Raw genomic sequence first — 20695 nt, forward strand, 5'->3', positions numbered from 1 at the left:
CGGATCCTTGAGGGTGCCGTGCGGGAGGATGTCGACGAGCTCCGCCGGAGACGGCTCCACGCCGCCGGACGCGACGTGGGGGACGGGTGCGGAGGCTCCCCTCCCGCACCGTACGGAGCGAGCACTCACTCCGTCAACGAGTTTCCGGCGGACGACCGCAAGGGCAATGCCGGCGGGGAGGCCAGGACGAGGAGGGTCGCCGCGGTGAGCAGGCCCGTTCCGGCCGAGAAGCGGTCGGCGACCGCCCCTCCGACGGCGACGCCGGCCGCGCCGCGGGTCCGCGGCGTCCTGCCACTCCTGGTCGTCCTCGTGACCTACGTCTTCCAGGACCTGGGCGGTGGACGGTCCTCCGTCGCGGGTCTACAGGGTTCGCCTCCGGCAGCGGGAACCGGGCGGGCGGTTCACGAAGACAGACCGTCGTCGGCCGGCGCCGTCGTCGCCCCGGCGGGAGCGGATGGGAGGCACAGGACGAAGCGGGCGCCGACCGGGCTGTCCTCGATCGTCAGGCTGCCTCCGTGGGTCTGCGCGATCTGCCTGGCGATCGGCAGCCCCAGCCCCGCTCCCCCCGCGTCCTTGCTGCGAGCCGTGTCCAGCCGGGTGAACCGGTCGAACACCACTTCACGCTTGTCCCGTTCGACGCCCGGCCCGTCGTCGACGACTTCCAGCACCGCCGCGCCCTGCGGATAGCGCCGGCCGCCGCAGTCGCCGCCAGGCTCCCGCCGTACGGACACGGTGATCGTCGTCTGGGCGTGCCGTTCGGCGTTGTCGAGGAGGTTGGTCAGCAGGCGGGCGAGACCCACCCCGTCACCGAGCACGAACACCCCTGGCTGGAGGGCGCGTTCGACGCGCTTGGCCGGGTGACGGCGGTTCCGCAGTTCCGCGGCCACGAGCTCGGTCAGATCGAGCCGGTGCCGCTCGCCACGCATACCGTGATCCAGCCGTTCGAGGGTCAGCAGGTCGCGCACGATCGCCTGCAGCCGGTCGAGGCTGGGGAGGAGGACCGAACCGAGCTCGGGCACGCTGGTCTCCTCCGGCGCGAGAAGCCCGTCCTCCACCTCGGCACGCATCGCGGCGATCGGGCTGCGCAGGTCGTGGGAGGCGTCGGAGACGAACTGTCGCTGTCTCTGCAGCGCGCTCTGCACCTGTCGCAACGCGGTGTCCAACCGGCCGAGCGTGCGGTTCACGCTCTCGGCCATCCCCTGGATCTCGTCGTCCGTGGCGGGCACGGGCACGCGGCGACCGGGACAGTCCCCGTCGATCGCGTCCAGCTCCGCCCGAATGGCGGTGACCGGCCTGAGCGATGCCCGCACGTTCCGGTAGCCGAGGTAGGTGATGGCCGCGGCCATCACCGCCGCAGCAACTCCCACCAACCCGGCCAGGCGCGGGTCGACCCACGGGGGCACCGCCGGGGAGGCGCTGTAGACCATCCATCGCTCGCCCGCGCGGTGCGCCCACTGCGCCACGACGATGTTGCAGTCGGAGGCCGGGGACACCCCGCCGCACACGACGCAGGTCGCGCTGTTCCTGCCGTCCGGCGGGGTGAAGCGCGCCATCCTCGGCATGCCCCGCACATCCGGGGTCGAAGCGACCACGCGGCCGGACGGGTCGACCACCTGAAGATTGCGGAACTCGCCTCCGGTGAGGGGATAAGCCGGCCCTCCCCGCTCCATCTGGACCGCCACACGGCCACCCGCCGCCGCGACCTCCCTGGTGACGGTGTCGCGGGCGTAGAGGTGGACGGCCGTCATGATGAGCAGGGCCAGCAGCCCGCACAGCAGAGTGGCCGTCACCCCGGTGAACAGGGTGATGCGGCTGGTGATGGAGAAGCGGTCCTGCAGGTTCATCCTGCCCCCTCCGGCCAGTGGACCACATGCGACGGAAAGGGTGGGGAAAGAGGCGACGCCGCAATCTCGACAGGGCGTCAAGGCCCTCTCCGAATCTCCTGTGGAACGCCAAGGGTTCTCCTCCGTCTCCTCCGCGTGACTTCACGCGGGACGGCGGGCCCGGCCACGGAGGTGTCCGGTCGGGATGGTCAGTGCGAAGGCCCGTCAGGTGGATCACCCGACGGGCCTTCGCCGTGCTGGTGGAGCTACAGGGATCGAACCCCAGCCCCCTGCGATGTGAACGCCGGTGCAGCCCGGTCGGCCTGGCTCAAGGCGTGAACCTGTGGCGACGGTTCCTGGTCACGGGCTGAGACGATGCAGGTCGCGAGGGAAAAGGGTGGTCTGGCGGACGTTGGCGGCCCCGGTCAGACGGGAGGTCCAGCGTTCCAGGCCGATGGCGAAGCCCCCGTGGGGCGGCAGGCCGTGGGCGAAGGCGGTGAGATACCCCCGGTACGCCTCCGGGTCCTCGCCCCGATCGGCGAGCGCGGCCAGATAGTCGCCGTGACGATGCAGCCGTTGGCCTCCCGTCACCAGTTCCAGTCCTCGGAAAAGCAGGTCGAAGCTGCGCGAGTACGCCGGCCTGCCCGGGTCGGGATGGGTGTAGAAGGGACGCTTGACCATCGGATAACCCGTGACGAACAGGAACTCCGACCCGTGTTCGCGTAGCGCCCACTCACCGAGCCAGCGTTCGTGCGCGGGAGCCAGGTCGGGTTCACCACGCGGGTCCTCGGCGGTGTGCCGGGCGAGAAGTTCCTGTGCGTCGGTGAAGTGAATCGCCGGGATCTCCTCAGGAACCTTCGGCACGTCGATCCCCAGGAGAGAGGCGGCGGCCCCGGCGCGCTCGGTGACGGCCGCGTGCATGCCGCGGAGAGCGCGCGTGAGCACCGCCATGACGTCGCGATGGTCCGTGATGAAGCCCAGCTCGGCGTCCAGGCTCGTGTACTGCGCCAAATGCCTGGCGGTGTCGTGCGGCTCGGCCCGGAACACCGGCCCGACCTCGTAGACCCGCTCGAACACCCCGACCAGCGTCTGCTTGAAGAACTGCGGGGACTGGGCCAGGAAAGCGGGCTTGCCGAAGTAGTCGATGCCGAACACGTTGGCGCCCGACTCCGTCGCCGAGGCCACGATCTTCGGCGTGAACGTCTCGACGAACCCGAGCCCGTCCAGGGCGGCCCGGAATCCGGCGACCCCTGCGGCGGCGATGTCGAACGACGCCCGTAGCCGGGGATGCCGCAGCGTCACAGGCGCGTGGTCGAGGATCGTGGGCAGCGCACCGGTGACGACGGGCCGGTACAGGTCGAACGGCGGCGACTCGACCGGCGTGGACAGTACTTCGATCATCGGGTCCACCAGTTCGGCCCCACCGGGGGCCTGAGAGCTGGCGGCGACGGTCCCGGTGACCTCGACGACGGCTTCCTCGACCAGTTGGACCGGTTCGCGCAGCACGATCTGGGCGAGCCCGGAGCGGTCCCTGATCACAAGGAAGGACACCGACTTGAGTTCGCGGCGGCGATGCAGCCAGCCGGCGAGGCGGACACGGCGGCCGACGTGCGCGGGCAGGTCGGCAGCGAGCGTACGAGAGATCATCACACTCCTCGAGGAATATGAGCGATCCCTTGGAAGTGCGGGGGAGAAGGGAACTCCCGGTGCCACCGCACTTTCGCCGCCGCCTCGGCGGCGGCCTCATCGTGGCCCGATCACGGGGGCCGACCGGCGGGGCATTGGGCGGTTTCGCCGTTCCTCCCCGCACTCGGGAGGGTCTTCGTTCCGGGGCGCGAGACCGCCTTCGCAGCTTCCGGCGGCTCTCTGACTCGCGTGGTCCCGGGACTACTTGTCTCCGTCATCGCGTTGGGGCTCATTCTATTGTGATCATCGGGTTCGGGCGCTCGATTATCACGGCAAGAGAGGGTCACACCAGCGGCACGGCCCTTAACAGCGAAAAGGCCCGTCAGGTGGATCACCTGACGGGCCTTCGTCGTGGTGGAGCTATGGGGATTTGAACCCCAGACCCCTTCGATGCGAACGAAGTGCGCTACCGGACTGCGCTATAGCCCCAACGACCTCGACTAGATTAGCAAACTCTCCGGGGTGTTCGCGCCACCGAATCAGTCCCCGGCCGCGCGCCGCCCGTCGGCGTACTGGTCGAAGACCTGGACGCGCCTGCGCGCCTCGAACTTGATGATCTCCGCCTCGCGGGCCGCCGCCGCCAGGGCGCGGCGGCGTTCCCGCCGGCGGCGCAGGTGCTCGGCCCGCGCCCGGGCGGCCCTCTCCCGCTGCTCCCTGTCCGCGCGTACGGCCACGCGCAGCACGGCGAGGTAGCCGACGAGGAGGACGCCCGAGGGCGCGACGGCCCACCAGGGCATCACGCGGACGGCCGCGGTGACCACGGAGGCCAGCACGAGCAGGATGCTCCACAGGAGCCGCCGTCGGCGCCGTGCGAGGATCCGGGCACGGCGGTGGGCGGCGACACGGCGGGCCCGCGCGTGTCGCTCCGCCGCGATCTGGTCCGGGGTGACGGCCTCGGCGCCCGGCGCCTCCCCGGAAGACTCGGCGGAGTCCGCGGCCGCGGCGGGCGGCGTGACGACCGTGTCGGCGTCGCCCCCGTCCGCGTCACCGGTGTCGTCGGAGGCGTCGTCGGAGGCGCCCTCGGACCCGGCGGCCTCCGATGAGCCGTCGGCGGCGAGCGGCTCGGACAGCGTGGACGCCTCCGCCTGCTCCTCGAAGAGCTCGTCGTCGGTCTGCCGGTCCCGGCGCAGCCACATGGGCAGCAGGACGCTGAGCCACATGACGACGATGGCGAGATAGAGCACGGCGCTACCCATGTGCCCACCTCCGCACCGCCGTATGGGCGCGCCTGAGGGCATGGTGAACACGTCCGTGGCCCTGTGTCGGCGGAGAGGTGTTCACGTCACGCACCGTAGGACTGTGTGTCACTGAATGACGAGTATTCAGTCCGGTGTGTCGCGAGATCGTCAAAGCTGTTCATGTAATTCGATCCCGTGCGAGCGGGCGATCTCCCCAGGCCACACGGAGCACCGCTTATGTGAGGGACACCGGATGAAGCTCGCGCCCATGGCCGCCTTCCAGGGGCCTTCGATTGACCACAAGAAGGTTCAAAGGAGGGTGACGGAGACTGCGCCTCATGCGTGTTCCTGTCGTCCTCCGACACGGCATGCCCTGGCCGCCGAGCAGCCCGGTCCGTCAACCGGGGCTGGACTCACTCCGGCGGGCGGCCGAGTTCATGGTGCGGCGCCACTGGACGAGCAGTCCGCGCGGCACGTCCTCGACGGTCAGCGCGTAGCAGATGTGGTCGCGCCAAGCGCCGTCGATGTGCAGTTGACGCCGGCGGATGCCCTCCTCGCGGAAGCCGAGCTTCTCCACGACCCTGCGGCTGGCGTGGTTCTCCGGCCGGATGTTGGCCTCCAGCCGGTGTAAACCGGTGGTGAAGAAGCAGTGGTCGACAGCCATGGCGAGCGCGGTCGGGATGATGCCCCGCCCGGCCAGCGCGCCGTCCACCCAGTAGCCCACCTGGGCGGAGCGGGCCGATCCCCACACGATCGCCCCCACGGTGAGCTGCCCGGCGAACCGTCCCTCGTACGTGACGACCCAGGGCATGGCCATCCCCTGGCGGGCCTCGCGGCGCAGCGTGCCGACCATCGAGACGTACGGGCCGAGACCGGTGCGGAACAGCGGGGTCTCGGGGTTGCTCGGCTCCCACGGACGGAGCCATTCGGCGTTGCGCAGGCGGGTGTCGCGCCAGTCCCGGACGTCACGCAGGCGCAGCGGCCGCAGCCCGACGGGCCCCTCGGCCATGGACGCCGGCCAGCCGCGAAGTCGATCCATTCGTCAATCATCCACCGGAACACGGTCAACGCGCCACGCGGTGCGCGTCCCGGTCTCGGCGCGCTCCTCAGCGGGCATGGTCGCCTCCGTTGATCTGGTCGACGACATGGGCCAGGATCGGCGTCAGCACGGCCATGCCGTCCCGTACGCCTCCGGAGGACCCGGGCAGGTTGACCACCAGCGTCCTGCCGGCCTGCCCGGCGAGGCCGCGGGACAGGATCGACGCCGGCACCTTCTCCCGGTTGACCTGGCGTACGGCCTCGGCGATGCCCGGGATCTCCCGGTCCAGCACCCGGGCGGTCATCTCCGGGGTGAGATCGAGAGGTGTCACCCCGGTCCCGCCCGTGGTGACGATCACGTCGTAGCCCGCGGCGACGCCCTCGCGCAGCGCGGCCTCGACGGCGTCCCCGTCGGGGACCACGCGGGGCCCGTCCACCCGGTCGCAGCCCGCCTGCTCGAGGAGGGAGGCCAGCAGCGGCCCGGAGCGGTCCTCGTAGACGCCCGCGAACGCCCTGTTGGAGACCGTCACCACCAAAGCGCGCACGCTCTCACTCCTGTCCGGAACGGGTCCAGTGGCCCGTCTTGCCGCCCGTCTTCTCCTCCACCCGGACGTCGCTGATCACGGCCGCCGGGTCCACCGCCTTGACCATGTCCACCAGCGCGAGCGCCGCGACGGTGACGGCCGTGAGCGCCTCCATCTCGACGCCCGTCCTGTCGGCCGTACGGACCCGGGCGGTGATCTCCACCCCCTCGTCCACGACGGCCAGGTCGACCTTCACGCCGGTCAGGGCGATCGGGTGGCACAGCGGCACGAGGTCGGGGGTGCGCTTGGCGCCCATGATCCCGGCGATCCGCGCCACGCCGAGCGCGTCGCCCTTGGGCACGTCTCCCGCGCGCAGCACGGCCACCGCCTCCGGCGACAGCAGCACGCGCCCGGTCGCGACGGAGGTGCGCGCGCTGACGTCCTTCTCGGAGACGTCCACCATCCGGGCGGCACCGGTTTCGTCCACGTGAGTCAGCTTCATAGCGGTATCACCTCCACCTCGGCGCCCTCGGGCAGCGAGGTCACGTCCTCGGGCACCACGATCAGCGCGTTCGCCCCGGCCAGCGCCGCGAGCTGGTGCGAGCCCTGCCGGGTCACCGGCGCCACGGTCTCCCCCGTCTCCCCGGTGTCTCTGCTCAGCACGGCCCGCAGGTACGACCGCCTCCCGGCGGGAGACCGCAGCGGCGCGGTCACCGTGGCCCGTACGGTCGGGGGCGGCCCGGCCGGAAGGCCCTGCATCGCCCGCAGGGCCGGCTTGACGAAGAGCACGAACGACACGAACGACGAGACCGGGTTGCCCGGCAGCGTGAAGATCGGCACCCGGTCGGGCCCCACGACGCCGAAGCCCTGCGGCATGCCCGGCTGCATGGCGACCTTCTCGAACGTCACCGTGCCCAGCGGGGACAGGGCCTCCTTGACCGGCTCGTACGCCCCCATTGAGACGCCGCCGCTGGTGATCACGGCGTCGGCCCGCAGGAGCTGGGCGTCCAGCGTGTCCATGAACTCCTTGGGGTCGTCGGTCACCGAACCGGCCCGGAACCCCTCCGCCCCGGCCTCGCGTACGGCCGCGGCGAGCATGAAGCTGTTGGACTCCCAGATGCGGCCCGCGCCCAGGGGGGTGCCGGGCTCGGCGAGCTCGGCACCCGTGGACAGCACGACGACCCTCGGCCGGGGCCGCACCCGCACCCGGCGCCGGCCCACCCCGGCGAGGATCCCGACCTGGGCGGGCCCGATCCTGGCGCCCTCGCGGAGCACCACGTCGCCCGCCCGCACGTCCTCGCCCGCCCGCCGGATCGCGTTGCCGACCGGCGCCGGCCTGTCGATCCGTACGCGGGCGGTGCCGCCGTCGGTCCACTCCACCGGGACGACGGCGTCGGCGCCCGTGGGCAGGGGCGCCCCGGTCATGATGCGGGTTACCAGGCCCGGGCCGAGGGCGTTCAGCCCGCCGTCCCCCGCCGCCACGTCCCCGATCACGGGCAGCGTGACGGGCGCGGCGGCCACGTCCTCGGCCCGTACGGCGTAGCCGTCCATCGCCGAGTTGTCGAACGGCGGCAGGGGAACGGGCGAGGCGACGTCCTCGGCCAGCACGGCGCCGAGGGCGGCGTCGATGTCGACCTCGAGCGGTGCGAGGGGGCGCACCGCCGCGAGGATGTCGGCGAGATGGCGGTCGACGGGCTTCATCGGCTCACTGTCCGGACTTGTCCAGGAACTCCCGCAGCCAGGGCAGGAACTCGGGGGCGAGGTCGTCCCGGTTCGCGGCGAACTGCACCACGGTCTGCAGATATTCCAGCTTGTTGCCGGTGTCGTAGCGACGGCCGCGGAACAGCACGCCGTGCACCGGGCCGCCGTCCTCCGGGCCCGTCGAGGCCAGCGTGCGCAGGGCGTCGGTCAGCTGGATCTCACCGCCGCGCCCTGGCGGGGTGCGCTCCAGCACGTCGAACACGGCGGGGTCGATCACGTAGCGGCCGATGATGGCCCAGTTCGAGGGCGCCTCGTCGGCCGGGGGCTTCTCCACGAGGTCGGTGACGCGGACGACGTCGTCCTCGTCGGTCGGCTCGATGGCGGCGGCGCCGTACAGGGAGACCTGCTCGCGCGGCACCTCCATCAGCGCGACGACGCTGCCACCGTAGGTCGCGCGCACCTCGATCATGCGCTTGAGCAGCGGGTCGCGGGAGTCGATGATGTCGTCACCGAGCAGGCAGGCGAACGGCTCGTGGCCGACGTGCTGCTTGGCGCACAGGACGGCGTGGCCGAGGCCCTTGGGCTCGCCCTGCCGCACGTAGTGCATGGTGGCGAGGTCGACGGGCTCCTTCACCTGGCTGAGCCGCTCCTCGTCGCCCTTGGCGCGAAGAGCGTCCTCCAACTCGTACGCTACGTCGAAGTGGTCCTCGATCGAGCGCTTGTTGCGGCCGGTCACCATGAGGACGTCGAGCAGTCCGGCGGAGACGGCCTCCTCCACCACGTACTGGATGGCCGGCTTGTCGACGATGGGCAGCATCTCCTTGGGGGTCGCCTTGGTCGCGGGAAGGAAGCGGGTGCCGAGACCCGCGGCGGGCACGACGGCTTTGGTCACGGGATCGAAGTCAGCCATGAGTAGACACTAACGGAGCAGTCTTTGGACAAGATGAACCTGCGTCGGCGTATCCTGCGCGGCCGGTCGGAGCTCGATCCCAGGACGCTGCGCGAGTCGTCGGCGGCCATCAGGGAGTTACTCCTCGACCAGCCATGGGTGCAGATGGCGGGGCTGGTGGCCTGCTACTGGTCGACGGGCACCGAGCCGTCCACGCACAGCCTGATCCTCGCCCTGTGGAAGCACGGCGCCACGGTGATCCTGCCGGTGCAGCGTTCGGACGGCGACCTCGACTGGGCGGTGTACGACGGCCCGGACTCGCTGGCGCCCGGCCCGAACGGTGTCATGGAGCCGGTGGACGTCCGGCGCGGCGTCGACGCGATCCGCACCGCCGCGCTGGTCATCGCGCCGGCCCTGGCCGTGGACCGGGTCACCGGCGTACGGCTCGGCCGCGGCGGCGGGTTCTACGACCGGGCGCTCGCCCGCGTCGGGCCGAACGTGCCGACGGTGGCGCTCCTGCACGAGGGCGAGTTGATGGAGGGGGTTCCCGCGGAGCCCCATGACCAGCACGTACGCTTCGCCGCCCTCCCGAGCGGAATCGCCCGTTTGGTACAGATGTGACAAGATTGGCCTAAGAGACGGCGAAGGGAGCGGGTGGGTCTGAACGTCTGGCTGCTCCTGTCGGCCGCCGTCGTCATCGCGGCCATCGCGTCCGTACGGATCGCGCACCGCACCGGCCTTCCCACGCTGCTCATCTTCCTCGGCCTCGGCCTGCTGCTCGGTGAGGGCGGCATCGGGGGCATCAACTTCGACAACGCCCAGATGGCCCAGCAACTCGGCCTGGTCGCGCTCGCCGTGATCCTCGCCGAAGGCGGTCTCACCACCAACTGGAACCACGTACGCGACGCCGTGCCCGCCGCGCTCGTGCTCGCCACGGTCGGGATCGCGGTCAGCGTCGTGGTGCTCGCGGTGACCGTCGCCGCCCTGCTCGGCATGGAGTGGCGGATGGCGCTGCTGCTCGGCGCGTTCCTGGCGTCGACCGACGCGGCGGCCGTGTTCTCCGTACTGAGACGGCTGCCGCTGCCGCCCCGGCTCGCCGGGATCCTGGAGGCCGAGTCGGGCTTCAACGACGCCCCGACCGTCATCCTCGTGATGATGCTGAGCACGGGCCCGTCGCTGACCCTGTCGCTGCCGCACGTCCTGCTGGACACCGCCATCGAACTGGTCATCGGCGCGGCCGTCGGCCTCGCCGTGGGACCTGCGGGGGTGTACGCGCTGCGCCGGGTCGCGCTGCCCGCCTCCGGCCTCTATCCGATCGCGGTCCTGGCGCTGGCGCTCGTCACCTACAGCGGAGCCACGCTGCTGCACGGCAGCGGGTTCCTCGCCGTGTACCTGACGACGCTGGTCCTGGGCAACGCCCGTCTCCCCCACCGCGCCGCCACGCGCGGCTTCGCCGAGGGCGCCGCCTGGCTCGCCCAGATCGGGCTGTTCGTGATGCTCGGCATGCTGGCCGACCCTCGCGAACTGCCCGTCGTGATCGTCCCGGCCCTGGTGTCGGGCCTGCTGCTGGTCCTGCTCGCCCGGCCGGCGTCCGTACTGGTGTCCGGGGTGATTGTGCGGCTCCTGCGCCTCGGTTCGCTTTCGTGGCGCGAGCAGGTGTTCCTGTCGTGGGCCGGGCTGCGCGGCGCGGTGCCCGTCGTGCTGGCCGCGATCCCCTGGGCCGCCGGCCTGCCCGGGGCGAAGAGCCTGTTCAACGACGTGTTCATCATCGTCATCGTGTTCACGTTCGTGCAGGGGCCCACGCTGCCGTACCTCGCCCGGCTGCTCGGCGTGACGGCGGAGGGCGAGGCCCGTGACCTCGACGTGGAGGCCGCGCCGCTGGAGGAGCTGAACGCCGACCTGCTGCAGGTGCGCATCCCGCGCGGCTCGCTCATGCACGGTGTGGAGATCTTCGAGCTCAGGCTGCCCGCCAACACCATGGTCACGCTCGTCGTGCGGAACGGGCAGTCGTTCGTGCCCACGCAGACGACCCGGCTGCTGGCGGGCGACCAGCTTCTCGTGGTCACCACGGCCGCCCAGCGGGAGACGGTCGAACGCCGCCTGCGCGCCGTCAGCCGCCGCGGCAAGCTCGCCGGCTGGTACGGCGAACGCGGCGGCTGATCGCTACCCTGCCGGGGGTGCGCGGGTCGTTTCGCGGTTGGTTCGCGGGTTGGTTCGCGGGTTGGTTCGCGGGTCGTGTCGCGGGTTGGTTTGCGGGTTGGTTTGTGGGTTGGTTTATGGGCGGGCCGCTCCGCGGTGCCCGGGAGTCTCGCGGGCGGACCGCGGCGTGAGCGAATGGGACGCCGCGGGGCAATAAACCGGGCTGGAGTGGCGTTTGGGCTCGTTGACTGCTTACCATTAGCAATCGACCCGGTCGAGTGCCAGTCTCAGGAGGAGCGAGTGCCTACCTACCAGTACGCCTGTACCGCTTGCGGTGAGCAGCTGGAGGCCGTCCAGAAGTTCTCTGACGACCCGCTCACGGAGTGCCCGGCCTGCCAGGGCAAGCTGCGCAAGGTCTTCTCCGCCGTTGGCATCGTGTTCAAGGGCTCCGGCTTCTACCGGACCGACAGCCGTTCGTCGAGCTCGTCGACGACCGCGTCCACCACGACGACGTCGTCCTCGAAGTCGTCCGGCGACTCGGGCAAGAAGGAGCCCGCCGCGTCCACGAGCTCGTCGAGCACCTCCTCGTCGAGCACGTCGTCGTCCGGCTCCACCGCCGCCGCCTGAGGTTATCCACAGGGGCCGACGGGACGCGCCGGATGTGTGGCGCCGTTCGCTAGTGTCGGCCCATGGTCAATCGCGCAGACATCGGGGTCATCAGCGGTTCGGGGTTCTACTCGCTGCTGGAGGACGCCGAAGAGATCGACGTGACGACGCCGTACGGCCCGCCGAGTGACTCGATCACCGTGGGCCGCATCGGCGAGCGGACCGTCGCGTTCGTCCCCCGGCACGGCCGCGGCCACACCTTTCCTCCCCACCGCATCCCCTATCGGGCGAACATGTGGGCTCTGCGGTCCCTCGGCGTCCGCCAGGTGCTCGCGCCCAGTGCGGTCGGGTCCCTGCGCCCGGAGATCGGCCCGGGCGCCCTCGTGATCCCCGACCAGCTCGTGGACCGCACACAGGGCCGCGAGCAGACCTACTACGACACGGGCGGTGCCGTTCACGTGTCGTTCTCCGACCCGTACTGTCCCTCCGGCCGGGCGGCCGCCGTGGCCATGGCACGTGAGACGGGCTGGGACACGGTCGATGGCGGCACCCTGGTCGTGGTCCAGGGGCCCCGCTTCTCCACGCGAGCCGAGTCGAAGTGGTTCGCGGGCGCGGGCTGGTCGGTCATCGGCATGACCGGGCACCCCGAGGCCGTGCTCGCCCGCGAACTCGCTCTCTGCTACACGACGCTCGCCCTCGTGACCGACCACGACGCCGGTGTGGAGGCCGGTGAGGGGGTCACCCACGAGGAGGTCCTGGCCTTCTTCGCCGCCAACGTCGAGCGGATGCGCTCTCTGGTCGCACAGGTCGTCGAGGCCCTGCCGGAGGAGCGCCCCTGCCCCTGCGGGAACGCCCTCGACGGAATCAAGCTGCCGTTCGAGCTCCCCTGACACGAGGTGGTCATGCGTGATCTGAGGCGGCTGACGGCGCGCCGTCGCCGTCCGATCGCCGCCGTCCTCGCCGGTCTGGCAGTGGCCTGCGTGCTGCTGGCCGTCCGTAGTCCGGACGGGGTGGAGGTCCTCGCCGCCGCCCGCGACCTCCCTGGAGGCCGGCTGGCCGCCTCCGACGTCGTGGTCGTACGGCTCCCGCCCGACACGGTGCCCGCCGGGGCGTACGCGCCCGGCGCCCCGGTCTCGGGCCGCGTGCTCGCCGGGCCGTTGCGCCGGGGCGAACTCCTCACCGACGCACGGCTGCTCGGCTCGGGCCTGTTCCGCCAGGCCCTCATCGGGCAGGCGTCCGTTGAACAGGAGCCGGGTGGGCAGGCATCCAGCGGTCAGGCGTCCGGAGGGCCGGCCGGCGGTGATCCGGCCGCGGGGCGATGGGCCCCGGCCACGCAATCGGGGGCTTCGGCCGCCGAGCCGGGGATGGCAGGGACGCCGGGGATGACAGGCACGCCGGGGATGGTCGCGACGCCGGTCAGGATCGCCGATCCCGACGCCGCCCGCCTGCTCTCGCCGGGCGACGTGATCGACGTCCTGGCGGCCTTCGAGGACGGCCCCTTCCAGGCCCGGACCGTCGCCCAGCAGGTGCGGGTGATCGCCCGGCCACCGGGCCGCACGGACGGCGGCGCGTTGCTCGTGCTGGCCACGACCGCCGGGCAGGCGGCCCAGCTCGCCCAGGCCCAGGCACAGGGCAGGCTCTCGGTGACCATCCACCCCCACTGATCGGCCTTGTCCGGCGGAGGACGATGATCAGGCGGTGCTCGCCCCGGCCTGTCTCCACGCCCGCTGGTCACGCGTGACCTGCTGGAGCATCTGCTTGAACCCGGCGTAGCGCTCGGCGCCGAGGATTCGTTCGTGCCGCTCCTCGATGGCGGCGAGGATGGCGCGCGCTTTGGTGATCTCGTCGATGCCGCGCTCGGTGGGGACGATGAGCTTGGCCCGGCGATCGGCGGGATCGGGTTCGCGGGTGACGTAGCCGAGCCTGACGAGCTCGTCGAGGATCGTGCCGATGATCTGCTTGTGCTGGCCCGACCGGGCCGCGAGGTCCGTCGCGCGCACGCCCTTCGGATCGAGGAACGCCAGAACCGTTCCGTGCCGCGGACTCACGTCCGGATGCCCCAGCTCGGCGAGGGTCTCGAACAGCTCCTCCTGGAGAGCACGCATCAACTGACCGGCCAGCACGCCGATGTCAGGAACCGTCACGGTCCACCGTCTTCCCGCAATTTAGTCACGATCATTGACTATCAATAATCTTGATTATAGTGTGGCGCTCAGAACACGCACACCCCAGGAGAACGGAAAGCGAGGAAATCATGACCACCAGCGAGATCGACACCTACGTTGAGACGAAGCTCGACCCGAAGTACCGCGAGATCGTGGCGGCCCTGCGCGCCCTTGTGGCCGAAGAGGCCCCCGAGGCGGTCGAATGTCTCACGTACGGCTCGCCTGCCTGGCGGGGCAAGAAGATCCTCGCCGTCATCAGCCAGAGCAAGACCCACCTCACCTTCGCCTTCGAGCGGGGCGCGGAGATGTCCGACCCGCACGGCCTCCTGCAGGGAGTTGGCAAGAAGACCCGCCACGTCAAGATCAAGAGCCTGGACGGGATGAACGAGGCCGCGCTGCGCGACTACATCGGCCAGGCCGTCCACCTCGACGCGAACTGACGCGTCCCGTCCTCCTCGGCCTGCGCGTATCTGTCAGAGCTGTGAGCCGAGCTTGGGGTCGTACTCCCAATGCCAGGGCTCGAAGGGGCTGCGATACGACCAGTCGGGGTGGATCCAGCCATACCTCTTGCTGTTGGCCTCCAGCCAGTTGAACTGAACGGAACGGAAGTTCTGCACTCCTCCGCACAGGTCGACAGCGAGCCCCAAACCGTGGTTGCTCTTCCCGGGAGTGGCCGCGAACCCAGGTCGCCGATAGTAGATGGACTGCTGCTCGCTCAGGTTGCGATAGCTGTCGGATATGCACATCGAGGTGCCGAAGCGCTTCTTGTAGGCGATGTTGAGATCGGCGAAGGCGATCGCCGCGTCCGCCCGCAGCTCCTCTCCGGCCTGCGGCAGGGGGCACAGGATGTTCTTGGGCAGCAGCCCGTTCGGGTACTGCTCCGCCTCACCGACCCTGGTCGGGTCGCAGCCGCCCGCCCCCTGCGTTCCGATCTTCACGCCGAGCTTGATCAGCGCCTTGGTCAGCGACCGGACCAGCGTGGTGGAGCGTTTGCGCAGAGCGGTGACCTGGGCGCTCAGCTGAGCCTCCTGCAGGAGGCTGGCCGCCCGGAGCTCCTGTGCCTCCTGCGCGAGCTGCTGCTGCCGCTCCAGCAGCTTCACCGCGTCGCCGAGCACGTTGTTCCGCCCGGCGACGAGGTGGTCGAGGTCGGCGATCCTCCGGAGCGTCTCCGTGCCGCTTCCCGCTCTGAAGAACGGGCTGATTCCGTCGATCGAGGGGTCCTGATAGATGGACGAGGCGAGGTCGGACAACGGCTTGCGCAGCTTGTTGAACTCCGCCGTGGCCTCCTGGAGGCCCTGCAGCTTGGTCGCCAGCTCCTTCTCCACGGCGCCGAACTTCTTCTGCCGCGCCACCAGCGCCCTGTTCGCGTCCTCGATGGACTTGTACGCCTTCTGGGCCTCCCGCCGCAGCTCGGTCAGCGTGGTGGGTTCCTTGCCCAGTTCGCCCGCCCAGGCGCTTTCTCCGGCTGCCTCCGCTGCCGTGGTGTCGGCCGAGGCTGCCGCAGCCGTGCCGTACGGCGCCGAGACGGCCAGCGAAGTCATCGCCGTGACGACCGCGATCAGCCCGGCTGATCGAGGAGATGGCACGATCGACTCCCCCGTTTGCGAACTCGTGACCTGGGTCAGGGACGCACGTTACTACAGCGTCCTATGTGCCTGAGCCCCGGTTCGCATAAGCGCTATCGACCGGTCACGTCGCATTTGCGCGTTTCCAGCTCATCGCCCGCCTTCGGGTTGGCCCTCACGTTCCCGGCAGAGCTCCCACAGCCATGTGTCCCGCCACTCGGGCGCGCACGTGAAGGTCGTCTCCTCGCGAGATTCCGGTTTCTCCGCCGGCCGGCTCACCTTCGGGGCATCCCCGTGGACGACCTCGCGGACGGGTCGGACGATCGGAATGATCCGCACGAGCCCCTCGTAGAGACGCGCGGGACCGGACGGCTCGGGCACCGGTGTCGGGTCCAGCAGGGGCTCCCGCACCGTCCCCGCCATCGGAACCACGGCGATCCTCCGGGCCTCCCGACTGTTCAGTGCCGAACCTGGGGCGTTCCCCGCCGGCGACGCGGTCGGCCGCGGACCGGGCGTCCCGGCGGGGGCCCGGTCTCCCGTGGTCTCGCCGGCGGTCCCCGCCGGCACCCCGGCGCGTACCTCGCCCGCCGTCCCAATAGCCGGCTCCCCACGTACGGCCGCGCCTCGTGAGAGATCGCTCCGCGCCCGTTCCCCGTAGCCGGTGAAGTCGGCCATGAGCATGCCCGAGCCCAGGATCGCCGGCGCGAGCAGTGCCGCGACGAGCACCACCGATCGCAGCCCGCGCGCGCCCCCACGTCGCGTTACGGTCACGGCCAGCGACGGTAACCACCCTCCCCCGGCCCGCGTACGACCACTTGCCATGCCTTTACCGCAGGTCAGCCCGCCGATGACCGGCGAGCTCGAAACGACACCCCCGGTGGAGGCGCGAGCGGGCCCAACCTTTCGCTAGGCTTACTGGTGCACATCACGCCTCCGTAGCTCAGGGGATAGAGCACCGCTCTCCTAAAGCGGGTGCCGCAGGTTCGAATCCTGCCGGGGGCACTCTTTGATCAGGCCTAAGGGCCCCTCACCTGGGGTTTCCTCGTAGCCATCCAACGATCAGGTGCAGCGAGAGGCAGCCGTAGGCAGATGCATGCCAGTGATCGCGAAACATCCGCGAAATGATCTTGGTGGCTGTTTGGCCAGGTCGGACCAGTCATCGAAGGGCGCGAGGACAGACGCCCCCAGGCCACAGCACCCAGAAACTCTGCCGCCCCCAGCGCGGCGATCACGCGGCCTCGAAAGCAGGGCATGTGGTGGGAGCAGCCATCGAGGCGCCCAATCCCAGCGCCCCGGCGAAGTCCTACTGGGCCAGTCTGTCGGATACGACGAACCGGGACTCCTATCGTATTCGGACGGCATAATGCAGGCGCAGCGATCACGAGGCCGCGCAAACGGCCAGACCCGTGAGCAGCAGTGGGAGGGCGTCACGCATGGGCGGTCACCCCGGCGGGGACGATCGAGCTGGCCCGGTAGCTGATGCCCCAGCGTGCCTCGCCGCCCCGGGACCGTCGCAGGTAGTGGTGCGTTGTGACACCGAAAGTGCGACGGAAGGCCAGGACGAGATCACTACACGACGGGACATGTTCAAGACGTCCCGTCTACGATTGCCACGTCCCTGGACGTCCTGACGCGGCAGGTGAGATGGCCAACGAGCGACTACGCGCGGCCATTCTGGAACGCGGGGTGAGCATTGCCGAGCTGGCGACCGCGATTCAGGTGGACCCCAAGACCGTCGAACGCTGGATCACCAAAGGCCGCGCACCGTACCGAAAGCACCGGTACGCCGTCGCCGCCCACCTAGGGATGGACGAGAGTTACCTGTGGCCCGAGGCGTTGACGCGCGAGCAGGTGGCCTCAGCGTCCGAGAGCGAGATCATCACCGTCTACCCCCACCGCTGGGCCGTCCCCTGGGACGCCTGGGGACGTCTGTTCGCTCAAGCCCAGAACGAGATCGGCATCCTTGTCTACAGCGGCCTGTTCCTCGCCGACGACGCCGACATCGTGCGCATGCTCGTCGAGAAGGCCGCAGCCGGAGTGAGGGTACGCATCCTGCTCGGCGACCCCGACAGCCCCCAGCGCGGCGCAGATGAGGGGGTCAACGACCGCATGGCCGCCAGGATTCGAAACGCCCTCGTGCTCTACCGGCCCATCCACGGCCTGGCCGGCGTGGAGATCCGGCTTCACCGCACGGTGCTGTACAACGCAATCTACCGCGGGGACGATCAGCTGCTCGTCAACACCCACGTGTACGGCGTGCCCGCTGGCAACGCCCCCGTCCTGCACCTACGGAAGGTGTTAGGCGGAGACATGGTCACCACTTACGTCGACAGCTTCGAACGGGTCTGGGAGCAGGCCACGCCGGTAGGGTCGTGACGTGGCCCGCCGCATCGACTACTACGACGACCCCGACGCCCCCAAACCGAACAGCCTCGTCCCGTCCGTCAACGTCGTCGTCACCAACGACGCCGGGGACATCCTCATGATCCGTCGCAGCGACAACGACAACTGGGCCGTCCCCGGCGGCGCCATCGACCTCGGCGAATCCCTCCCCCAGGCCGCAGTACGGGAGACCCTCGAAGAGACCGGAGTATTGTGCGAGATCAACGGGCTTATCGGCACCTACACCGACCCCCGCCACGTGATCCTCTACACCTCGAACGGTGAGGCCCGCCAAGAGTTCTCCATCGTCCTCACCGCCCGCACCATCAGCGGCGAACCGACGCCGAGCAGCGAGTCGACCGACGTCCGCTGGGTGCCCCGCAACCAGATCGAAGCTCTGCCGATGGACCGCTCGATGCGCCTGCGCATCGGTCATTTCCTCGAAGGAAGAGCCCTGCCGCACATCGGGTGACGTTCACGACCAGCCGGACGACGGGCGTGCCGCCGGGGAGCGCTCATACGACTGTCAGGTCGTACTCCGCTTCGACCCAGAACCCTCCTGGTCGTTCTTCACCCCGGAATGTCAGAACATAGGTGCCAGGGCTCAATGGGTCGAGGTGGCCCCACAGTCCCCATGCTCTGACGGCAACCTTGCCCTCGAAACTGAGTGGTGATTCGGGGGCAGCATCGAGGATGAACTTCTTCTGATTCTTCACCTCGTGCACCGGAAGCGACGTGCCGTTCAGTTCCGCACTCCCCGATGCTTGGGGACAGACGGGCGCGCGGGCTCCAAGGAACAGGAAGGTGCCTCGGAAGATGTTGAACATGGGGAAGAAGATCGGCCGATCCGAGGGGATGGAGCATCGGCGTTTGACCCCGCCGCCGAACGTGCCCGCCAGGAACCAGACGTCGTCAGGCTGCCCTTCCGCAGCGAACTCACCTGTTCCGTCGACCAGAGGATTACGGGAAGCGGGAATTGACGCCACCCACTGCCACCAACGCTCGGCAAGTCTGCGGTGAATCTCGACATTTGTCATGAGGCGGCAGTTTAAGGGATGACAGCCTCCGGTTCGTCGCTATAACCGAATGGCGACCTCGGTTGAGATCCGTCAGCTTCGTGCCAGCTGTTCTTGAACCGTTCGCACAGCGTCCAGGATGCAGGGAGTAGAAGCAGCGATCGAGCGGCTGACGAGGTGATCGGGGCCGTAGCGGGAGTGGATCTCCGCGAGGCGCTCGTGTACGTCGAGGTGCCGGCCGTCAGGACCGGTGGTCATGTCGCAGTAGGTCAGCGCGTCGGCCAGCTCCCGCCGCTCCGGGGCGAACTCCTTCGTCAAGGCGTCATACAGGTCGCGTTCGGTGGCCTCGTTGATCGCGCAGGAGTGATGGGCGACCAGGCGGCACAAGCGCTCGTCCGCGCCCGCTACATCGCGCAGGTAGCGGGCGCCATCGAGGGGGTGGAACCCGGTGTCGACCAGCGCCGGGGAGTATCCGATGTCATGAAGGTAGGCGGCGGCGGTCAGCGTGTCGGTTTCCTCGCCGAGGATCGGGGTCAGCGTCGCGGCCTGCGCCGCTACACCCTGGGTGTGTGCCCAGCGCCGGGGCAGCGGCTCGGCTAGGAGTTGTTCGGCCAGATCACGCGCCCACGCAGCTTGCTCCACGAGACAGACGATAGGCGCACCCGCCCCTGCACGACCTAGGGCACCAACCCAGACGTCCTAGTACTCCAGTGACACATTGAGATCATGGCCGGGATCTGCGCTGGTAGTGGCATCGGCGGGCGGTGGCTTGATGGCGGCGTCGCCAGTGTGACCAGTGCAGGATTTCCTCGGTCCGGCGGTGTCGGGTGAGGGTGAGGGCGGCCAGTAGGCGGCGGATCTCGGGCATGGTCAAGGGCAGGTGCTCTTCGTCGCTGTCGGGTTGGGATGCGGCCAGGGCCGCGAGGAAGGCCAGGGCGAGCATCGCCAGGGTGATGTGGCGGTGCCAGGCGTCCCAGCTGCGGACCTGGTAGTGGTCCAGCCCGACCTGGCCTTTGGCGGCCTGGAAGGACTCCTCTACCGTCCAGCGGATGCCGGCGATGCGCACCAGGGCGACCAGCGGCACCGGGGTGGGTGCATAGCAGCGGTAGAAGGCCAGTTCCCCGGTGGCCACATTGCGGCGGATCAGCAGCCACCGGTGACCGCTCCGGTGGGTGTCGATGCGTGTCCAGGCCCAGGCGTACCAGCGGTGCCCCTTGGCGCCGCGCCCCGCGCTGTAGTGGCGCCAGTGGTCGTCGGGGACGTGCGCGGCGATCTGGGCGGCCTGCCAGTCGACGCTCTCGCACCGCACCCGGGCCGTGCCCGCGATCACCAGCACATACCCGGCCTGCCGTGTCTCCAGCAGGGTGCGCAGGCGCGGGTCCTGGCCGTAGACCTCATCGCCGGTCACCCAGGGCGCATCCATCCCGGCGTCCAGGGCGGCGGCGATCATCTGTGCGGCCAGGGCGGGTTTGGTGGCGAAGGCGATCTCGTCCGGGACACCCGCCGAACGGCACCGGCTCTGGTCGGCCCGCCAGGAGTGCTCGGGCAGGTACAGGCGGCGATCAATCAAGGCCCGGCCGCGCGTGGTGGCATAGGCCAAGAACACGCCGACCTGGCTGTTTTCGATCCGGCCGGCCGTACCGGTGTACTGGCGTTGCACCCCGGCCGATCGAAGGCCCTTCTTGAGGAAGCCGGTCTCGTCGACGATCAGGACACCGCCCGCGCCGAGGTGTTCGCTCACGTAGCCGCGCACGTCGTCCCGTACGGCCTCGGCGTCCCAGCGCGCGGTGCGCAGCAGGCGCTGCATGGTCTGCGGGCCGTTCAGCCCGGCGTGCTCGGCCAGGTTCCAGCAGTTCTTCCGCTCGACGTCCGACAGCAGGCCCCGCACATAGGCGTTCGCCGCGCGACGCGGCTCGATGCGGCTGAACCGGTGCGCGATCCGCGTCATCAGCTCATTAAGGGTGACGATCCAGTGGTCAGGGT

The 20695-nt window shown here is 70.0% G+C and carries 22 protein-coding genes, 2 tRNA genes and 2 pseudogenes; 9 read left to right on the forward strand and 17 right to left on the reverse strand.

The annotated features are described in order from the left end of the window. Nucleotides 1–401 precede the first annotated feature (401 nt). The 9 genes from ABZ857_RS16245 to galU form a co-directional block, all read right to left on the reverse strand. The gene (locus ABZ857_RS16245) at nucleotides 402–1844 is read right to left on the reverse strand and encodes a HAMP domain-containing sensor histidine kinase (protein WP_357043544.1); all 1443 of its coding nucleotides are present in this window, start codon (nucleotides 1842–1844) and stop codon (nucleotides 402–404) included. Between the two features lie 339 nt (nucleotides 1845–2183). Then, on the reverse strand, nucleotides 2184–3470 hold the full coding sequence (gene aspS, locus ABZ857_RS16250) for an aspartate--tRNA(Asn) ligase (protein ID WP_357043546.1): 1287 nt from the start codon (nucleotides 3468–3470) through the stop codon (nucleotides 2184–2186). Nucleotides 3471–3861: 391 nt separating this feature from the next. After that, a tRNA-Ala gene (locus tag ABZ857_RS16255) sits at nucleotides 3862–3938 on the reverse strand. A 50-nt stretch (nucleotides 3939–3988) separates the two neighbouring features. After that, nucleotides 3989–4705 (reverse strand): hypothetical protein, encoded by a 717-nt coding sequence (locus tag ABZ857_RS16260; RefSeq protein ID WP_357043548.1) that lies wholly within the window; start codon nucleotides 4703–4705, stop codon nucleotides 3989–3991. Between the two features lie 379 nt (nucleotides 4706–5084). Next, on the reverse strand, nucleotides 5085–5726 hold the full coding sequence (locus ABZ857_RS16265) for a GNAT family protein (RefSeq protein WP_079313233.1): 642 nt from the start codon (nucleotides 5724–5726) through the stop codon (nucleotides 5085–5087). A 67-nt stretch (nucleotides 5727–5793) separates the two neighbouring features. After that, nucleotides 5794–6270 (reverse strand): MogA/MoaB family molybdenum cofactor biosynthesis protein, encoded by a 477-nt coding sequence (locus ABZ857_RS16270; RefSeq protein WP_357043550.1) that lies wholly within the window; start codon nucleotides 6268–6270, stop codon nucleotides 5794–5796. Nucleotides 6271–6274: 4 nt separating this feature from the next. Then, entirely contained in the window at nucleotides 6275–6751 is a 477-nt protein-coding gene (gene moaC, locus ABZ857_RS16275; RefSeq protein WP_357043552.1) for a cyclic pyranopterin monophosphate synthase MoaC, read from the reverse strand. Then, a complete protein-coding gene (glp, locus tag ABZ857_RS16280) occupies nucleotides 6748–7950 on the reverse strand; it encodes a gephyrin-like molybdotransferase Glp (protein WP_357043554.1) in 1203 nt (400 codons plus the stop codon). The genes moaC and glp overlap by 4 nt, the downstream gene beginning before the upstream one ends. 4 nt (nucleotides 7951–7954) lie before the next feature. After that, a complete protein-coding gene (galU, locus tag ABZ857_RS16285; RefSeq protein ID WP_357043556.1) occupies nucleotides 7955–8860 on the reverse strand; it encodes a UTP--glucose-1-phosphate uridylyltransferase GalU in 906 nt (301 codons plus the stop codon). Nucleotides 8861–8893: 33 nt separating this feature from the next. Between galU and ABZ857_RS16290 the strand changes: the two genes are divergently transcribed. Both ABZ857_RS16290 and ABZ857_RS16295 read left to right on the forward strand, forming a co-directional pair. Continuing rightward, nucleotides 8894–9460, forward strand: a complete 567-nt coding sequence (locus ABZ857_RS16290; protein WP_357043613.1) for a 5-formyltetrahydrofolate cyclo-ligase — start codon at nucleotides 8894–8896, stop codon at nucleotides 9458–9460. A 33-nt stretch (nucleotides 9461–9493) separates the two neighbouring features. Next, nucleotides 9494–10999: a potassium/proton antiporter gene (locus ABZ857_RS16295; protein ID WP_357043558.1), complete on the forward strand. Its 1506-nt coding sequence runs from the start codon at nucleotides 9494–9496 to the stop codon at nucleotides 10997–10999. Nucleotides 11000–11043: 44 nt separating this feature from the next. On the opposite strand, the pseudogene ABZ857_RS16300 reads toward ABZ857_RS16295, so the two are convergent. Continuing rightward, nucleotides 11044–11244: pseudogene (locus ABZ857_RS16300) on the reverse strand (PT domain-containing protein); the annotation flags it as partial. Here ABZ857_RS16300 and ABZ857_RS16305 point away from each other — a divergent pair. After that, nucleotides 11174–11419, forward strand: a pseudogene (locus ABZ857_RS16305) (FmdB family zinc ribbon protein); the annotation flags it as partial. The pseudogenes ABZ857_RS16300 and ABZ857_RS16305 overlap by 71 nt on opposite strands. Nucleotides 11420–11433: 14 nt before the next feature. Here ABZ857_RS16305 and ABZ857_RS16310 read toward each other — a convergent pair. Then, entirely contained in the window at nucleotides 11434–11592 is a 159-nt protein-coding gene (locus ABZ857_RS16310) for a hypothetical protein (protein ID WP_357043619.1), read from the reverse strand. A 75-nt stretch (nucleotides 11593–11667) separates the two neighbouring features. Between ABZ857_RS16310 and ABZ857_RS16315 the strand changes: the two genes are divergently transcribed. Next, nucleotides 11668–12474 carry an S-methyl-5'-thioadenosine phosphorylase gene (locus tag ABZ857_RS16315; protein ID WP_357043560.1) on the forward strand — a complete coding sequence of 269 codons (807 nt, stop codon included), beginning with the start codon at nucleotides 11668–11670 and terminating at the stop codon, nucleotides 12472–12474. A gap of 12 nt (nucleotides 12475–12486) precedes the next feature. After that, nucleotides 12487–13248: an SAF domain-containing protein gene (locus ABZ857_RS16320; RefSeq protein WP_357043562.1), complete on the forward strand. Its 762-nt coding sequence runs from the start codon at nucleotides 12487–12489 to the stop codon at nucleotides 13246–13248. A gap of 27 nt (nucleotides 13249–13275) precedes the next feature. On the opposite strand, the gene ABZ857_RS16325 is transcribed toward ABZ857_RS16320, so the two are convergent. Continuing rightward, on the reverse strand, nucleotides 13276–13728 hold the full coding sequence (locus ABZ857_RS16325; RefSeq protein WP_357043564.1) for a MarR family transcriptional regulator: 453 nt from the start codon (nucleotides 13726–13728) through the stop codon (nucleotides 13276–13278). 110 nt (nucleotides 13729–13838) lie between these two features. Between ABZ857_RS16325 and ABZ857_RS16330 the strand changes: the two genes are divergently transcribed. Next, nucleotides 13839–14189, forward strand: a complete 351-nt coding sequence (locus tag ABZ857_RS16330) for a DUF1801 domain-containing protein (protein WP_357043566.1) — start codon at nucleotides 13839–13841, stop codon at nucleotides 14187–14189. Nucleotides 14190–14222: 33 nt separating this feature from the next. Here the strand turns inward: ABZ857_RS16330 and ABZ857_RS16335 are convergent, their stop codons facing one another. Together ABZ857_RS16335 and ABZ857_RS16340 are read right to left on the reverse strand one after the other, a co-directional pair. Further along, nucleotides 14223–15335, reverse strand: a complete 1113-nt coding sequence (locus tag ABZ857_RS16335) for a M15 family metallopeptidase (RefSeq protein WP_357043567.1) — start codon at nucleotides 15333–15335, stop codon at nucleotides 14223–14225. 129 nt (nucleotides 15336–15464) lie between these two features. Then, entirely contained in the window at nucleotides 15465–16085 is a 621-nt protein-coding gene (locus tag ABZ857_RS16340) for a hypothetical protein (RefSeq protein WP_357043569.1), read from the reverse strand. A gap of 158 nt (nucleotides 16086–16243) precedes the next feature. On the opposite strand from ABZ857_RS16340, the gene ABZ857_RS16345 reads away from it, so the two are divergent. The 3 genes from ABZ857_RS16345 (at nucleotide 16244) to ABZ857_RS16355 (ending at nucleotide 18168) form a co-directional block, all read left to right on the forward strand. Beyond that, a tRNA-Arg gene (locus tag ABZ857_RS16345) sits at nucleotides 16244–16316 on the forward strand. 642 nt (nucleotides 16317–16958) lie between these two features. After that, complete coding sequence (locus tag ABZ857_RS16350) at nucleotides 16959–17690, forward strand: XRE family transcriptional regulator (RefSeq protein ID WP_357043571.1); 732 nt, start codon at nucleotides 16959–16961, stop codon at nucleotides 17688–17690. 1 nt (nucleotide 17691) lies between these two features. Then, nucleotides 17692–18168, forward strand: a complete 477-nt coding sequence (locus tag ABZ857_RS16355) for an NUDIX domain-containing protein (protein WP_357043573.1) — start codon at nucleotides 17692–17694, stop codon at nucleotides 18166–18168. Between the two features lie 43 nt (nucleotides 18169–18211). Here ABZ857_RS16355 and ABZ857_RS16360 read toward each other — a convergent pair whose 3' ends face one another. From ABZ857_RS16360 to ABZ857_RS16370, 3 genes are all read right to left on the reverse strand, one after another. Then, nucleotides 18212–18733 (reverse strand): hypothetical protein, encoded by a 522-nt coding sequence (locus ABZ857_RS16360; RefSeq protein ID WP_357043575.1) that lies wholly within the window; start codon nucleotides 18731–18733, stop codon nucleotides 18212–18214. A gap of 72 nt (nucleotides 18734–18805) precedes the next feature. Then, complete coding sequence (locus ABZ857_RS16365) at nucleotides 18806–19354, reverse strand: HD domain-containing protein (protein WP_357043577.1); 549 nt, start codon at nucleotides 19352–19354, stop codon at nucleotides 18806–18808. An 82-nt stretch (nucleotides 19355–19436) separates the two neighbouring features. Then, nucleotides 19437–20660, reverse strand: coding sequence for an IS701 family transposase (locus tag ABZ857_RS16370; RefSeq protein ID WP_357043615.1), 1224 nt, complete (start codon nucleotides 20658–20660; stop codon nucleotides 19437–19439). Between the last annotated feature and the right edge of the window lie 35 nt (nucleotides 20661–20695).

It is taken from the genome of Microbispora sp. NPDC046933 (assembly GCF_040644635.1).
GTDB lineage: Bacteria > Actinomycetota > Actinomycetes > Streptosporangiales > Streptosporangiaceae > Microbispora.

Bases quoted from the DNA above. Each gene is read 5' to 3' on its own strand.
- ABZ857_RS16360 (WP_357043575.1), bottom strand. From the start codon at position 18,733: ATGACAAATGTCGAGATTCACCGCAGACTTGCCGAGCGTTGGTGGCAG.
- ABZ857_RS16350 (WP_357043571.1), top strand. From the start codon at position 16,959: ATGGCCAACGAGCGACTACGCGCGGCCATTCTGGAACGCGGGGTGAGC.
- ABZ857_RS16290 (WP_357043613.1), top strand. From the start codon at position 8,894: ATGAACCTGCGTCGGCGTATCCTGCGCGGCCGGTCGGAGCTCGATCCC.
- ABZ857_RS16315 (WP_357043560.1), top strand. From the start codon at position 11,668: ATGGTCAATCGCGCAGACATCGGGGTCATCAGCGGTTCGGGGTTCTAC.
- ABZ857_RS16265 (WP_079313233.1), bottom strand. From the start codon at position 5,726: ATGGATCGACTTCGCGGCTGGCCGGCGTCCATGGCCGAGGGGCCCGTC.
- moaC (WP_357043552.1), bottom strand. From the start codon at position 6,751: ATGAAGCTGACTCACGTGGACGAAACCGGTGCCGCCCGGATGGTGGAC.
- aspS (WP_357043546.1), bottom strand. From the start codon at position 3,470: ATGATCTCTCGTACGCTCGCTGCCGACCTGCCCGCGCACGTCGGCCGC.
- glp (WP_357043554.1), bottom strand. From the start codon at position 7,950: ATGAAGCCCGTCGACCGCCATCTCGCCGACATCCTCGCGGCGGTGCGC.
- ABZ857_RS16330 (WP_357043566.1), top strand. From the start codon at position 13,839: ATGACCACCAGCGAGATCGACACCTACGTTGAGACGAAGCTCGACCCG.
- galU (WP_357043556.1), bottom strand. From the start codon at position 8,860: ATGGCTGACTTCGATCCCGTGACCAAAGCCGTCGTGCCCGCCGCGGGT.
- ABZ857_RS16370 (WP_357043615.1), bottom strand. From the start codon at position 20,660: ATGACGCGGATCGCGCACCGGTTCAGCCGCATCGAGCCGCGTCGCGCG.
- ABZ857_RS16245 (WP_357043544.1), bottom strand. From the start codon at position 1,844: ATGAACCTGCAGGACCGCTTCTCCATCACCAGCCGCATCACCCTGTTC.
- ABZ857_RS16260 (WP_357043548.1), bottom strand. From the start codon at position 4,705: ATGGGTAGCGCCGTGCTCTATCTCGCCATCGTCGTCATGTGGCTCAGC.
- ABZ857_RS16320 (WP_357043562.1), top strand. From the start codon at position 12,487: ATGCGTGATCTGAGGCGGCTGACGGCGCGCCGTCGCCGTCCGATCGCC.